Source organism: Echinicola sediminis, assembly GCF_054777495.1.
In genome coordinates this window covers 24,803-38,583 of record NZ_BAAHAP010000054.1, presented here as the reverse complement: position 1 = coordinate 38,583, position 13,781 = coordinate 24,803, and the positions used below count along the sequence as shown (strand labels likewise).

The 13,781-nt window shown below is 42.7% G+C and carries 12 protein-coding genes and 2 tRNA genes; 3 read left to right on the top strand and 11 right to left on the bottom strand.

Annotated features, from left to right (window positions below; all coding sequences use genetic code 11):
- Positions 1-552: 552 nt before the first annotated feature.
- The 7 genes from ACYVAA_RS14350 to ACYVAA_RS14320 all read right to left on the bottom strand — a co-directional run bounded on the left by ACYVAA_RS14350 (position 553) and on the right by ACYVAA_RS14320 (position 7,962).
- Positions 553-2,076 carry a M56 family metallopeptidase gene (locus ACYVAA_RS14350; protein ID WP_460542881.1) on the bottom strand — a complete coding sequence of 508 codons (1,524 nt, stop codon included), beginning with the start codon at positions 2,074-2,076 and terminating at the stop codon, positions 553-555.
- A gap of 104 nt (positions 2,077-2,180) precedes the next feature.
- Positions 2,181-2,552: a BlaI/MecI/CopY family transcriptional regulator gene (locus tag ACYVAA_RS14345; protein ID WP_460542879.1), complete on the bottom strand. Its 372-nt coding sequence runs from the start codon at positions 2,550-2,552 to the stop codon at positions 2,181-2,183.
- 669 nt (positions 2,553-3,221) lie between these two features.
- Positions 3,222-3,554: an L-rhamnose mutarotase gene (locus ACYVAA_RS14340; protein WP_460542877.1), complete on the bottom strand. Its 333-nt coding sequence runs from the start codon at positions 3,552-3,554 to the stop codon at positions 3,222-3,224.
- Between the two features lie 208 nt (positions 3,555-3,762).
- Positions 3,763-4,584 carry an amidohydrolase family protein gene (locus tag ACYVAA_RS14335; protein ID WP_460542875.1) on the bottom strand — a complete coding sequence of 274 codons (822 nt, stop codon included), beginning with the start codon at positions 4,582-4,584 and terminating at the stop codon, positions 3,763-3,765.
- Between the two features lie 276 nt (positions 4,585-4,860).
- Positions 4,861-5,718 carry a fumarylacetoacetate hydrolase family protein gene (locus tag ACYVAA_RS14330; RefSeq protein ID WP_460542873.1) on the bottom strand — a complete coding sequence of 286 codons (858 nt, stop codon included), beginning with the start codon at positions 5,716-5,718 and terminating at the stop codon, positions 4,861-4,863.
- A 99-nt stretch (positions 5,719-5,817) separates the two neighbouring features.
- Positions 5,818-6,573, bottom strand: a complete 756-nt coding sequence (locus tag ACYVAA_RS14325; protein WP_460542871.1) for an SDR family NAD(P)-dependent oxidoreductase — start codon at positions 6,571-6,573, stop codon at positions 5,818-5,820.
- A gap of 75 nt (positions 6,574-6,648) precedes the next feature.
- Positions 6,649-7,962: an L-fuconate dehydratase gene (locus ACYVAA_RS14320; protein WP_460542869.1), complete on the bottom strand. Its 1,314-nt coding sequence runs from the start codon at positions 7,960-7,962 to the stop codon at positions 6,649-6,651.
- Positions 7,963-8,154: 192 nt separating this feature from the next.
- Between ACYVAA_RS14320 and ACYVAA_RS14315 the strand changes: the two genes are divergently transcribed.
- Positions 8,155-9,027 carry an AraC family transcriptional regulator gene (locus ACYVAA_RS14315; protein ID WP_460542867.1) on the top strand — a complete coding sequence of 291 codons (873 nt, stop codon included), beginning with the start codon at positions 8,155-8,157 and terminating at the stop codon, positions 9,025-9,027.
- Positions 9,028-9,590: 563 nt separating this feature from the next.
- On the opposite strand, the gene ACYVAA_RS14310 is transcribed toward ACYVAA_RS14315, so the two are convergent.
- The 4 genes from ACYVAA_RS14310 to gap form a co-directional block, all read right to left on the bottom strand.
- On the bottom strand, positions 9,591-10,475 hold the full coding sequence (locus ACYVAA_RS14310) for a cation diffusion facilitator family transporter (RefSeq protein WP_460542865.1): 885 nt from the start codon (positions 10,473-10,475) through the stop codon (positions 9,591-9,593).
- 227 nt (positions 10,476-10,702) lie between these two features.
- On the bottom strand, positions 10,703-11,218 hold the full coding sequence (locus ACYVAA_RS14305) for a YdeI/OmpD-associated family protein (RefSeq protein WP_460542863.1): 516 nt from the start codon (positions 11,216-11,218) through the stop codon (positions 10,703-10,705).
- A gap of 167 nt (positions 11,219-11,385) precedes the next feature.
- Entirely contained in the window at positions 11,386-11,835 is a 450-nt protein-coding gene (locus ACYVAA_RS14300; RefSeq protein ID WP_460542861.1) for an SRPBCC family protein, read from the bottom strand.
- 302 nt (positions 11,836-12,137) lie between these two features.
- Positions 12,138-13,139 (bottom strand): type I glyceraldehyde-3-phosphate dehydrogenase, encoded by a 1,002-nt coding sequence (gene gap, locus ACYVAA_RS14295; protein WP_460542859.1) that lies wholly within the window; start codon positions 13,137-13,139, stop codon positions 12,138-12,140.
- Between the two features lie 376 nt (positions 13,140-13,515).
- On the opposite strand from gap, the gene ACYVAA_RS14290 reads away from it, so the two are divergent.
- Positions 13,516-13,590: transfer RNA gene (locus ACYVAA_RS14290), tRNA-Glu, on the top strand.
- A 26-nt stretch (positions 13,591-13,616) separates the two neighbouring features.
- Positions 13,617-13,688 (top strand) — tRNA-Glu (locus tag ACYVAA_RS14285).
- The last annotated feature ends 93 nt before the right edge of the window (positions 13,689-13,781 follow it).

Genomic DNA, 13,781 nt, shown 5'->3' with positions numbered 1-13,781 from the left:
AGGGAGTATTGAGTCTTGAGTAGTGAGTATTGAGTATCATCATGATCGCTTAAGTGGGGAATAAAAGAGTAAAGAATAAAGAGCCAAGATTCCGCTGTTCCTGATTTGCAATCAGGAACTCGTGATAAAGGGGATTTGTAATCCCGCAATTAAATAAGACGCTGCGATGCATCAAATTAATGATACAAGCCAGGGACAGAGGAAAAAGAGAATAACAAATAAAGAGCAAAGAATAAAGTGGAGAGAAGTCAGGAAAAGAGCTTTTTCATTTTCCAAGTATCACAGCCTGACCAGAAGGAAGGATCCAAAAGTCCCCTTCAGGGGATTTAGGGTAGCGTAAAAAGTAGTTTCTTAGAATTGAAATCGTTTCTAGGGCATTATTTAATCAGAAACTGCCGGTTAGTGGGATTGGTAATGTCGTTTCTGAAAAGGCTTACTTCTAAAAATAATGGAGCCAAAGGCTCTATTTTAGAAGTCCCGCACCTGTGCGCTAAGGCGTAGCTAAGCTGACGGGACAACAGAGATTGTTGGTGCCGTTCTTATTTCAAACAGTTAACATTTTTCCTCTTGTTTAAAGAAAGGAAGATAATTAAAGCCTGTCTGTTTGTTGTTTTGATTTTTTAAGGCCTCTGTAGGGTTTTTGATATTATATTTTTCCTTTTCCCATTGGGGAATTCTCTCATATATTTGGAAGAGCACATTAATGTCACCACCTAATTTTCCTTTATAAAGCTGAGGGTTGTCTTGATGTTTTTTGAAAATTTCAATTGCTTTGGAATAGACGGATTTTTGATCAAGAAGTGTTTTTTGTATAATGAAGTTTTGATAGTAGGAATCATTTGTCATCAAGGTGATTTCAAAATCAAACACACCATAATTTTTAGCGTTTTTAAGGATTCTTGATTTATGGTAATAAGTTATCTCCTCTGGTAATAATTGTGCAATTTTATCTCTTGAAACCTGTTTTCCATCTAACCAGACACCAATTTTATCTCCGTGAATTATTTCATCTAACTGTTCTTGGGTTACTTTCATTTTATCCGGTATTGGCAGGGCCGGTACGGCAGGAATTTTATTGGCTTTTTTTCTTTGATCTTCAGACATTAAGTCCCAAAGTTGACGTAGTCTGTCAATGTTTAACCTACTGATCCTTAGTTCTTTTTTATCAGTCGTTCCTTCTTTAATTAATCGTTCATACTCTTCCAAATAGTTATCGTCTTGTTGTAAGGAAGTAACAGGAGCGATTGGTTCCATGATGGTTTTATTGGTACTATTATGAGGCTTCGTGGCTAAAAGCATTATAATTCCAATAGCAATAGGAGCTGCCAAAAGCATTTTGAATAAAGCTCTTGACCAATTTTTGGTTTTGTTCATCATGGTTATTCTGTTTTTGGTAAGTGAATATTTTGAATAGCTGGCAATGTGCCTTGACTGGGTCTGACTGGCAAAAGACAAGAGAAGAAGTTGGTAATTTTTGATATCCCCAAAGTGACTGTTAACAGCTTCATCTGCTAAATATTCATGATTTTGCAGGATGGCTTTTTTATACAGATAACATATTGGATTGAACCAAAAGATAGTTTTGAGCACTTCAATGAACAGTATATCCAGGCTGTGCCATTGCTGGGCATGTGTTTTTTCATGAAGCAGCAATTGGTTGTTGATTTCTCCATTTTGGTACTGTTCCTTCTCCAGAAAAATAAATTGCAAAAAGGTAAAAGGAAGATCTTTTCCAGCACTCAATACTGCCTTATAGTTGCCTTGGTGGATAACAGGCCCCTTTTTGATTCTTATAAGAAGTCCACTTAGACCAATCAGCAACCGGCAGAAAAGGGCAAAGAAAACCAATGTATAAATTCCCCATAAAATTTCAGATGTCGTTACTGGTTTATTGGAATCAGCAGTTTCATTGACTATGATTGGAGATGGGGGTTCATCTGTGGTCATTTGGCTTGTAGGAAATAGTTCTTCTATAATGACATAGGGCGAGCTAGGGGAGGATTTCTCCAAAACTGTACCCGCCTTAAAAGGGGATTCAAAAAGCGGGATACAAAGTGAAAAGACCAGACTTCCCAAGAGAAAATACCGGTTGAAGCGGAAGGCTTTTTCCTTGGAAAGCAGAAAATGATAAACCATATACAAAACGAGTAGGCTTATTGCGGATTTTATCAGATAAGCTATCATTGCTTTTTGTTTGAGATTTGACGGTCAATTAGCTCCTTAAGCTCTTCCAATTCCTCTTTGCTTAACTCGGTTTCAGAAGTGAAAAAAGAGGCAAATTGGGACGGTGAATTGTCAAAGAAATTTTTGATCATTCCTTTTATCTGCTTGCCAAAGTAAGCGGCTTTAGTAATGAGCGGATAATACTCCCGGGAATTCCCATAAGTTTTATAACTGACAAACTTCTTGGTTGCCATTCTCTTAAGCAGGGTAGCCACTGTAGTAGGGGCCGGTTTGGGGTCTGGATAAGCCTCGATTAAGTCTTTCATAAAAGCCTTTTCCAATTTCCAAAGGTAATTCATCAACTGCTCTTCACTTCGGGATAATTTCATTTCTACATAGTTAGATTGTATTCTATTAATGTAGAAGTAAAATTCAATTAAAAAAATAGTTGATTTATATTTTTGAATAATAATTTGTGTTTGAGGAGAGGTGTTTATCTTCATCTAGCTGATCTAGATTCGTAAACAGGAACATTTGTGTGCGAATGGATGAAGAAGAGCTATTTTATTTTTCAAGAATTACAGCCTCCCCTGAAGGATGGAGTCAAAAGTCACCATCAGGGATTTAGGAGACGGTAATCTGAAATAGTGTAGGATTTAAAAGTCCCCTTCAGGGGATTTAGGGGTAAAGTATAAAGGAGACTGTTTAATATATAATCTTTATTAAGACATCATTTAATCAGGAACTGTAGTACACTAGGAATTGTAATCCATCTATTCTGAAAAAGGCTGATTAATTTCGTTTCTAGAGATTGTAAATCCCATAAAACCAACCTTATATTACAGGAATTGACAACTTATTGTTATAGCAATTGCAGTAGGGGTATTGCAAATACCATTTATCATAAGTTCCGGATTGCAAATCCGGAACAGCGCAGACTGTCAGGATAACAAAGGGTATCGAGTAGCAAGATTTTAGTATCAAGATCACATCAATAGGCGTATTGCAGAGTAATGAGCCCAAAGCTCAAGACTCAAGACTCACTACTCCATACTCTACTAAAGCTCAAATATCTTCTCCATCAACTGCCATTTTTCTCCTTCTGGCACACCGGGCAGGCCTTGTTGGTATTTCCACATCAGGTCCTCCCATTCCTGTACCTTGGGGTTGTCAGCGTCCATTTTGGTTTTTTTGTCAAAGGAAAATTCTTCGTTGGTTTCCATGATCATAAACAAACGGTTTTCCCATCGGTAGATTTCCATATTGGTGATGCCCGAATCCGTGATGCTTTTCTTGATTTCAGGCCATACTTCTTTATGGTAGTTTTCGTATTCAGAGATCAGCTGTGGATTGTTTTTGAGATCCAGGGCCAGGGTGTATCTTTTTGTCATTTTGAATTTGAACTATGTGTTAATAAGGGTTTTTGGGGGATGTATGGTTTTTGAGATAGGAGTCAAAGAATCCGCGACGACGGACAAGTTTACGCAAACCTATCTGGCGCCAGACAGGTTTACACGAATTTTCTTTTTTGAGAATTGATAAAGTACTTGAAGCTAACTTTGAGTCCCATTTGCTTTCAGAACTCATTTCATCTGAGGCTTATTTAATTCCGTAAAATTTGGAAGCCGTCAGTCCCATAACATCTGCCTTCTCCGTTTCACTCAAATTGCTGATGTAGTCTTTTACAATGGAAACGTTTTTAGCATAATCGGCCGCCAATAACGCTACAGGCCAATCTGAGCCAAACATCAACCGCTTTGTCCCAAAGGCCTCAAAAACCACATCTATATAAGGTTTTAGCCCCTCTTTTGTCCAATTTTGCCAATCTGCCTCAGTGACCATGCCGGAAACTTTGCAGCAGACATTGTCGTGTTGTGCGATGGTTTTCATTTTGCTTGCCCATTCCTCTATTTTCCCGTCTTTGATATAGGGTTTGGCAATATGGTCGATTACAAAAGGCTGATTCGGAAAACTGTTGACCAGTTTGATGGCTTCGTCCAGATGATGTGGGAAAATCAAAATGTCGTAGGTGTAGCCAAATTTTTCGAGCTGGGAAATTCCACTTCTAAAGGCCTTATCAGCCATCAGTTCTGGTGCCTGCCCTTGAAGGATCATCCTAAAACCGGCCATATTCGGTTCTTGTGAATATTTTTCCAAGGGATCCAACACGTCATTCGCACAGAGGTCTACCCAGCCCACTACCTTCTTGATCCAAGGGTTTTGCTTCGAAAGGTTCAAAAGAAAGGTATTTTCTTCTAAGGATTCATCTGCCTGTACGGCCACGGTACCGTCAAATTCTTCTTGATCTAATAATGGCTTTAGATGGGACGGGAAAAAGTCCTTTTTAAGTACCTCTTCTTCTATCCAGGCATGCTTTTCTGTATTGTACTGCCAAAAATGTTGGTGCGCATCTATTTTCATGGGAAAGTTTTTTTGGGTTAAACCCGAAATATGCAATAGAGAATCTATTACGGGCTGATCCGCCGCGGCGGATAAAATCAGACGCTTTGCTGCTGTTTTCGACTTCACCATAGCGGTGCTATGCCTCAGTCTCCAAACAGCCTGATTTTCTTGCATTTTCAGGCCTTCCCGACAGTAGTCGGGACAGGCTATAACGAATCCGATTGCATAATTCCGGGTTAAAAAGCAAAACCCGCCGGAATGACTCCGGCAGGTTTAATTATATCGGTCTGATGATTAACCTTTGTAGTTGACGGCTACCTGGCTGGAAGTTCCCAGGCCATCGATGCCCAGTTCCACTACGTCACCTTCTTTCAGGTAGGTAGGAGGGGTAAGTCCCAGTCCCACTCCTGCAGGCGTACCGGTGGAGATGATATCTCCAGGAAGAAGGGTCATGTAATTGCTGAGGTGGCTGATCAGGGTAGGGATGTCAAATACCAGGTCAGAGGTATTGCTGTTTTGAAGCATCTTACCGTTTAGCTTCAGCCAAAGGTTCAAGTTATGCGGATCTTTGATTTCGTCTTTGGTCACCAGGTAGGGGCCTAAAGGAGAGAAGTTGTCGTTGCTCTTTCCTTTCACCCATTGTCCACCGTGGGCCAATTGGAAGTCACGTTCGGAAACATCATTGAACAGGCAGTAACCTGCGATATAGTCCATGGCATCTTCCTTGGCCACATAACTGGCTTTTTTTCCGATCATTACGGCCAATTCCACTTCCCAGTCCGTTTTTTCGGAGTTACGGGGGATGATGATATTATCGTTGGGTCCGCAGAGGGAAGTCGTGGATTTCATAAACACAACCGGCTGTTTAGGGACTTCCATGCCGCTTTCTTTGGCGTGCAGGGAGTAATTCAAGCCGATGCAGATGATTTTGGATGGTCGCTTGATAGGAGGGCCTAACCTGGTTTCATTGCTGATGACCGGGCAGCTGTCCTGATGGGTTTCCAGCCAGGCCGCAAGTCGGTTCAATCCGTCGTTTTCCAAGAACTCTTCTGTCCAGTCCTGGCCAAAGCCACTGCAGTCAATCCTTGTTCCGTCTGCTTTTTGTATTCCTGGTTTTTCTTCACCAGCATTTCCAAATCTTAATAATTTCATGTTTAGTTATTAGGTTACTAAGTTGCTTGATTTTTCGCAGGTTGGATTCGGGATTTTAAATCCCGAATAGCACCAGTTGGTAGCTGAGCGAAGTCAAAGCTACATTTTCAAATTTACAAATCCCCCGTCGATAGGGAAGTTGCCTCCAGTCAGGAAGCTTGCCTCATCAGAAGCGAGGTATAAAGCCATGGCAGCAATTTCTTCCGGTTTACCCATTCTACCGATAGGTTGGGTGGCGGCCAATTTGTCAAACATTTCCTTTTCCTGTCCAGGGTAATTCTTTGCCAAGAATCCGTCCACGAAAGGCGTGTGTACCCGTCCTGGAGCGATGGAGTTGACCCGAATATTGTATTCCACATAATCCCTGGCCATAGAAAGGGTCATGGCAAATACGGCCCCTTTGGTCATGGAATAGGCAAACCTGTCAGGAATGCCCATGGTGGAGGCCACGGAAGCCATATTGATCACAGCGCCACCGTTTTCTTTCATTTTAGGTAATGCAGCAAGGCTACAGTTGTAGATTCCCTTGACATTGACCTGATAAAGCCGGTCAAAATCAGCTTCTGAGGTGTTTTCCAAATTACCGACATGAGAAACACCCGCATTATTGACCAATACATCAATATTGCCTTCAATGGTATTGATGGTATTTTTCATCTCCGCTGTCTTGGAGACATCTCCTTGAAGAAAGGTGACCTGAAAGCCTTTTTCCTTCAGTTCACCGGCTACTTTCTCACCGGCATTTTGGTCAAAATCAATAAAATAAACATTGCCCCCTTCTTCGGCAAAACGGGTGGTCATGGCCAGGCCGATTCCACTGGCTCCCCCGGTAATCAAAATGGTCTTATTTTTCATAATATGTTAATCTTCCAAAACAAATCGAAAAGCTAGTCGGTTTTTCACTTGATGCTGTCCTGTGCAGTACCGATATCAGGACTTGACAGGCTCCTCATTCCAAACCGGACCACTGGTAAAGTCATATTCTATCAGGGAATCCGCTTTCATTTCAATGCTATATCCCGGTAATTTAGGCGCTTGGTAGCGGCCGTTTTTGATAATCACCGGATCGATAAAGTGCTCGTGCAGGTGGTCAACATATTCAATCACCCTACCTTCCATGGTTCCGCTGATGGAGATATAATCAATCATGGACAAGTGCTGTACATATTCACAAAGGCCTACGCCACCGGCATGCGGACATACCGGGATATCGAATTTCTTGGCGATCAACATGATGGCCAGATTTTCGTTGACCCCGCCCACACGACAGCTGTCAATCTGACAAATCTGAAGGGCTCCGGCTTTCATCAGCTGCTTGAAGATCACCCTGTTTTGGCAGTGTTCACCAGTGGCTACCAAAATGGGCTTCACCCCGTCACTGATGGCTTTGTGACCCAAAATATCATCAGGGCTGGTAGGCTCCTCGATCCAAAGTGGGTTAAATTTAGCCAATTGTTTCATATTTTCAATGGCTTCGGAAACTTCCCATCGCTGGTTGGCATCCATCATCAGGTACATGTCGTCGCCTATTTCCTCCCGGATAATGGCCGCACGTCGCATATCGTCCTCAAGGTTGGCACCGACTTTCATTTTGATGTGTTTCCATCCTTCAGCCTTGGCCTCCTTGCACAGTCGCCTGATTTTTTCATCTGTATAACCCAGCCAACCCGCTGAGGTGGTGTATCCGGGGTAACCATTTTCCTCCAGGAACTTGATTCTTTCCTCCTTGCCTGCTGCGGTTGCTTTGAAGATTTCCAGTGCCTCTTCCTTGGTCACCACGTCGGTGATATAAGTGAAATCTATGCACCTTACCAGTTCCTCAGGTGACATTTCGCCGATAAGTTTCCATAAGGGCTTTTTCTCCGCCTTGGCATAAAGGTCCCAAACGGCATTGACCAGGGCACCGGTGGCCAAATGAACCACCCCTTTTTCAGGTCCCAGCCACCTAATCTGGCTGTCACTGTTTACCTCTCTCCAGAAAGCGCCCATATCGGCCGTGAAATCAGAAAGGTTTCTGCCGACCACATGGTGGGCAATGGCCTCCAAAGCAGCACAGCAGATTTCATTGCCCCTTCCGATGGTAAAGGTCAATCCATGACCTTCCAGATCAGGATGGTCGGTTTTTAGAATGATATATGCAGCAGAGTAATCCGGGTCAGGATTCATTGCGTCGGATCCATGTTTCTCCTTGCTGGTAGGGAACCTGATGTCCTTTACCTGATAGTCAACAATTTTAATGTTCATTTCTTTATAAGTATGATAGTGATAATTCTACGAAATCTTTTGCAAGGTCAGTATTTATAAGGGGATCTGCCACCTGAAAATTGGTTAAGTGTGATACTATTTTTGCTTGCTTGTTGTTTTTGTTTGTTTCAATAGATAATATTTGTATAATTGGGGAGTGCGAAAGCGGTGTGACCCCTAAAATTCATGCTTATGAAAGCAAAACTACTAGAACGAAAAAGCCCATTTAACCGATCCTTTATGGTAGCCAAGCACTCCTATCCCTATTTTTTGGATGTGTGGCATTATCACCGGGAGCTGGAACTGGTGTATATTTTGAAGAGTACCGGTACCCGATTTATTGGTGACAATATAGAAAAATTTAAAGAGGGGGATTTGATCTTGGTGGGAGAAAACCTGCCCCACCTGTGGCAAAATGACCCCGAGTATTTCGAACTCAAAGAGGAGGGGAAAGCGGAAGCATACAGCTTGCATTTTACCAAAGAATTTGCCGGTAAGGCCTTTTTGGATTTGCCCGAGCTGAAGTATATCAAGAAGATGTTGGAGCGTGCCAATCAGGGCATTAGGTTTAAAGGCAGGAGTCAGGAGATGGCCCTGGAGCTTTTTCAGGAGTTGAATGCAACAGAGGGAGTGGAGCGCTTGGTGAAACTCCTGAATTTTTTGGCCGTACTGGCAGAAGAGGAAGAATATGAAGTATTGTGTACGGACGGTTTTACTTTTCCGCTGAACATGACCGGTGATGACAGGGTGGACAAAGTATTCTCCTTTACCTTCAATAATTTCAAAAGGAACATCAGTTTGGAGGAAGTGGCAGATTTGGTCCATCTCAATCCAACGGCTTTTTGCCGTTATTTCAAAAAGTCCACAAAGAAAACCTATTCCAAATTTCTCAATGAAATCAGGGTGGGCTATGCCTGCAAACTATTGATTGAGGAGAAATTGAACATTTCTGAGGTGGGCTATGAATGTGGCTTCAATAACCTGTCGAATTTCAATAGGCAATTCAAAAACGTGATGGATATATCGCCTTCCGAATACCTTAAAAAGCACAGGAAACACGGATAGGGGAAGGGGGGAAGTATTTAGTGTTGAGTACTAGGTACAAAGTACGAAGTAGGAAGTTTGAGGTACGAAGTGCGAAGTCGTTAGCATTGACTGAATAAAACATGAGGAGTGGGCAATATCGAGTGCTGAATGAAAATGAGCTACGATCCACCAGTAACCAAATAACCTAATTCTCGAATAACTGCGCTGTTCAAAGGACTTGATGCTGAAAGAAGCAATCTTGAATGATGAATATCGAACGCTGAATGTCGAATGCTGACTAAGGAAGGGAGGAGCTCGTAAAGTACGAAGTAGGAAGTTTGAGGTACGAAGTTCGAAGTCGTTAGCATTGACTGAATAAAACATGAGGGGTGGGCAATGTCGAATGCTGAATCAAAATGAGCCAGGAATCCACCAGTAACCAAATAACCTAATTCTCGAATAACTACCCTGTTCAAGGGACTTGATGCTGAAAGAAGCAATCTTGAATGATGAATATCTAATGCTGAATGTCGAATGCTAAATAATAAATGAGGGACCTAAGAGAACTTCCAATCTTTCAATAGAAGGAGCTCCAGCTTGTTTTAATGATCATGGGGTTCCATGGCACATTGTTCATCAGGTAGCTCCACTTCCACGGTGTGATGGGAAAAAGGGTATTCCTTCAAGATTTTTCTTAGCTTTTTTTTCAGCGCCAATACTTCCCTAAAATCGTGCACCTCTTTTAACTTGATATGGGCAGTGAATACATGTTTTTCCCCGTCCAATGACCAGATGTGGACATGGTGGATGGAGTCCACATGAGGAAGGCTCATCAGTTTGCGATGGATCTCTTGCTCGTCTATTTCCCTTGGGCTGGCCTGCAAAAATATCATCAAGGTTTCCTTTAGTCTCTTCAGGACATTCCAAAGGATATAAAAGGTGATCAGTAGGGAGAGGGCAGGATCCAAGTAGGGGGTCTCCCAAAATAACATGATGATGGCGGCTATCAGCACCGCTGCCCATCCCAAAACGTCTTCGATCAAATGCCAGGAGAGGACTTTCTCATTGAGCGTTTTTCCATGACTCAATTTAAATGCGGCATAGCCATTGACCATGACGCCAATTACGGCGAATATGATCATTCCGGTCGCGTTGGAATACTCGGGTTGGATGATCCGTAAAATGCCCTCACGGAGCACAAAGATAGACCCGATAATCAGCACCAAACTATTGATCAGCGCCCCTAAAAGGGAAAATCGCTTATAGCCAAAAGTAAAGGTATGGGTGGCTTTTTTTTTGGACTTCCTCTCAAGGTACCATGAAAGCCCCAAAGAAAGGCTGTCCCCCAGGTCGTGCAGGGCATCTGAAATGATAGCAATACTATTGACATATAATCCACCAAAAAATTCCAAAATGGTAAAGCCCAAGTTGAGGAAAAAAGCCAACTTGATATTGTCCTGGCCGTGATGGTGATGATGATGGGACATGTTTTTGCTCGATTGACACCTGATAGGATAAATGTAGTATTATTATCATTCTACTCAGTTGCAAGTGGGGAAATTGTTGAGGGGAGTGAAGTGCCGTACAGTATGCCCATAAATCAGCCGAGGAGGTGCGATTTGTGCTATGTTAGCTTATTTGCTTAGGCAGTTAACCGGTTATGCAGTCATTATTCCTTTAACCGATTATCTAAGTCATATGGAGCCGTCTAGGTTCAAAATTTATCCAGGTTATTATAGTATTTGATTTTTTCGTTTAGCATTTTAAAGTCCAGCTTCCCCTGAACTTCCTTCAAGTGGTCCACAATGGCTAAGGCTTTGTTGAGCCTGCGGTTGGTGTTTTTTACCTGGGTGACAATGTATACCAGGCTCCTTTGTTTGCCCATGGTCAAGGCCCTGAACAACTCGTTACCCTCATCGTCCTGATCCAAAAGGACCTGAAGTTCTTCGGGCATTTTATGGCCAAATTCAGAGTGGTCCTTCTCCAGATGAAGTGTTGCAGTGTCGCCTTCGGTGAGTCCCAGTTGATCCCTGATTTTTTGGTTGATCAGGATAAACCAATAGGCTTTACTCTTCATCAGGGCGGCCTGAAAGCGAATGTTTTCAATATGGCACACCACCCTTCGGTTTTCTTTTTCGATCAAGCCTTCAGCGATATTGTCCGGTATAGGGAAATGGTATTGCCATAGTTTGGTGTCAAAATTCTCCAGGATAGCTTTGAAGGAGCTCATACTTTGTATGGGGTTATTGGCTTCTAAGATGGTAAATTTAGTGCTATACACTTATGGTCCTAGCATCAAGGGATAGAAAATGGTTCCGCAGATTTTGCTGAGAGAGCAGGTTTATCCCAAAGAATTTCAGTCTACTCCGATGAAACTTTTACATTATGATCCTTTCATCAATTATCGGGTATCTCCGGCTCGACGAGCTTGATCAGTTTCTCCAGCGATTCCTGCCAGCCTAGGTAGCACATTTCTAAGGGGATTACATCAGGAATTCCTTCTTGGATTATTTTAAGTTCGGTACCCACGGAAGTTTTACTCAACGATATGGAAGTGATCATTTCTTCTGGGAGATTGGGATCATCAAACTTATCGGTATACTTCAAAAATGAATTGGGTTTGATTTCCATGTATTTCCCGCCGAAGGAGTGGGTATTACCAGTGGAAAAATTATGAAAGGACATCCTGAATGTGCCGTCCTTCTGGGGATTCATTTCATGGACCGTGCAGAGGAAACCGTAAGGTGGCAGCCATGAGGCAATGGCAATGGGGTCAATGAAAGCCCGGAAAAGTTTTTCAGGCGATACTTTAATGACCCTGTGGAGGGAAACGCTATTATTTGTCATGATTTCAAAGTTTACCTTCCTACTCATATGGCTTTTCGGTGACGCCCGTTTTCATGTGGTAGCTGCTCCACGTAATCACCTTGAAGGGTATGGAACCTATCGAGGTTTGCTTTACAAAGTTGTCACTAAACCATGAATTTGAGACTGGCCAGATGCGACAATCACCAAGGTAATTTACGACTTTCTGAGCAGCTTATAAATCGAAGGGATATTCCATTTGGTCAACGGAAATCTATAGAGGTTGTGTTAGGGCTAATTGATCATTAAGATTATTTGGAAGGTGCTGGGAATTGGTCTCCCCGCTATTTTAACTTGGCAAGTTTCATGACCAAATCAACTACACGATTGGCGTATCCGGACTCATTGTCGTACCAACCGATGACTTTCACCAGGTTTTCATTGGTTTCAGTTAATCCGGCATCTATGATACAGGAGTGGGGGTTGCCAATGATGTCCGTAGAAACCAAAGGGTCTTCGCAAAATTCTATATAACCCTTCATGTTTGAGTTAGCCGCATCCTGAAAAGCCGTGTTGATACTTTCTTTGGAAACGGATTGTTGGAGTACCACGTTTAATTCCGTCAGTGAACCGTCGGGAACAGGTACACGGTAAGCCATGGCATGGAGTTTCCCTTTGATGTGGGGCATGACCAATTCTACTGCCTTGGCCGCATTGGTGGTGGTGGGGATAATGGAGCAGGCAGCTGCCCTGGCCCTGCGGAGGTCCCTGTGTGGGGCATCTTGCAGGTTTTGGTCGGCGGTGTAGGAGTGAACAGTGGAAACAAAACCTCTTTCTATTCCAAAGGTTTCGTCCAAAACCTTGACCATAGGTGCCAGACAGTTGGTGGTGCAGGAGGCATTAGAAACGATCTGTTCATTTCCCGTAAGAATGTGGTCGTTTACGCCCAAAACTACCGTGGGTACATCTCCCAAGGCAGGAGCAGAAATTATAACCCGCCTGGCACCGGAGATAAGATGCCCTTCGGCTTTTTCTTTAGCCACAAATCTGCCGGTACATTCTATGACCACGTCTATGCCCAATGCCTCCCAAGGAAGTTTGGTGGGATCTTGTTCGCCGTATATCTTGACGGTTCTGCCATTGATTTTGATATCGGTGTCATTGGTGACCACTTCCCCGGGGAATCTGCCGTGTACAGAATCATATTTGAGCAGATGGGAGAGGTTGTTGATGTCCATCAGGTCATTGATGGCCAGTACTTCCACTTGCGGATTTTTTTCCAGAAGTTTAAAAGTGTAACGCCCTATTCGGCCGAAGCCGTTGATGGCGACATTGATTTTTGTCATTCTCTTAATCTAATTTGGGTTGAGTTTTAGAGAACGTGAAAATAATAAAGAAGCGCCAAATACACTAGAAATACGCTTTTATGTGTATCAGTATCGTCGCACTTCCGCAGCATTACTTTACTGGGGATTTGTTATACCTTATTTATGAGGTCGCGTTTCTCCTTTGTACATGTAGTCATTTTGGGAGATTTGTCCCTTTTTGTCCGGATAAGGCAAACTGTTTGATGAGGGCTTTTGTGAAGGTTTGAATTTTTTTACCTAGGATACAGGGGGTTGTGATAAAAAACCAAATATTTTTTGGCAGGGTTTTGCATTGTTAATTTAACCCTCTATATTTGCATCACCTTACAGAAAGGCAAGGAAATAAAAACAAAATGGTCCGTTCGTCTAGGGGTTAGGACGCATCCCTTTCACGGATGAAACACGGGTTCGATTCCCGTACGGACTACCATTTTAAGCTTGCCTTTCTTATTCCCTGGTCCGTTCGTCTAGGGGTTAGGACGCATCCCTTTCACGGATGAAACACGGGTTCGATTCCCGTACGGACTACGACAAAGTGATGTTTTCATCATTTCTGATTGCTGAAAAGCATGATGAATTTTTGTTTTATGGTTGTTAGTGGTTAAAGTGAATGGAAAAGCC

What these genes read in the sequence shown, in the direction of transcription:
- gap (WP_460542859.1), bottom strand. Translation starts at nt 13,139, where the DNA reads ATGACAAAAATCAATGTCGCCATCAACGGCTTCGGCCGAATAGGGCGT.
- ACYVAA_RS14340 (WP_460542877.1), bottom strand. Translation starts at nt 3,554, where the DNA reads ATGACAAAAAGATACACCCTGGCCCTGGATCTCAAAAACAATCCACAG.
- ACYVAA_RS14335 (WP_460542875.1), bottom strand. Translation starts at nt 4,584, where the DNA reads ATGAAAATAGATGCGCACCAACATTTTTGGCAGTACAATACAGAAAAG.
- ACYVAA_RS14305 (WP_460542863.1), bottom strand. Translation starts at nt 11,218, where the DNA reads ATGAGCTCCTTCAAAGCTATCCTGGAGAATTTTGACACCAAACTATGG.
- ACYVAA_RS14320 (WP_460542869.1), bottom strand. Translation starts at nt 7,962, where the DNA reads ATGAACATTAAAATTGTTGACTATCAGGTAAAGGACATCAGGTTCCCT.
- ACYVAA_RS14315 (WP_460542867.1), top strand. Translation starts at nt 8,155, where the DNA reads ATGAAAGCAAAACTACTAGAACGAAAAAGCCCATTTAACCGATCCTTT.
- ACYVAA_RS14330 (WP_460542873.1), bottom strand. Translation starts at nt 5,718, where the DNA reads ATGAAATTATTAAGATTTGGAAATGCTGGTGAAGAAAAACCAGGAATA.
- ACYVAA_RS14325 (WP_460542871.1), bottom strand. Translation starts at nt 6,573, where the DNA reads ATGAAAAATAAGACCATTTTGATTACCGGGGGAGCCAGTGGAATCGGC.
- ACYVAA_RS14345 (WP_460542879.1), bottom strand. Translation starts at nt 2,552, where the DNA reads ATGAAATTATCCCGAAGTGAAGAGCAGTTGATGAATTACCTTTGGAAA.
- ACYVAA_RS14300 (WP_460542861.1), bottom strand. Translation starts at nt 11,835, where the DNA reads ATGACAAATAATAGCGTTTCCCTCCACAGGGTCATTAAAGTATCGCCT.
- ACYVAA_RS14310 (WP_460542865.1), bottom strand. Translation starts at nt 10,475, where the DNA reads ATGTCCCATCATCATCACCATCACGGCCAGGACAATATCAAGTTGGCT.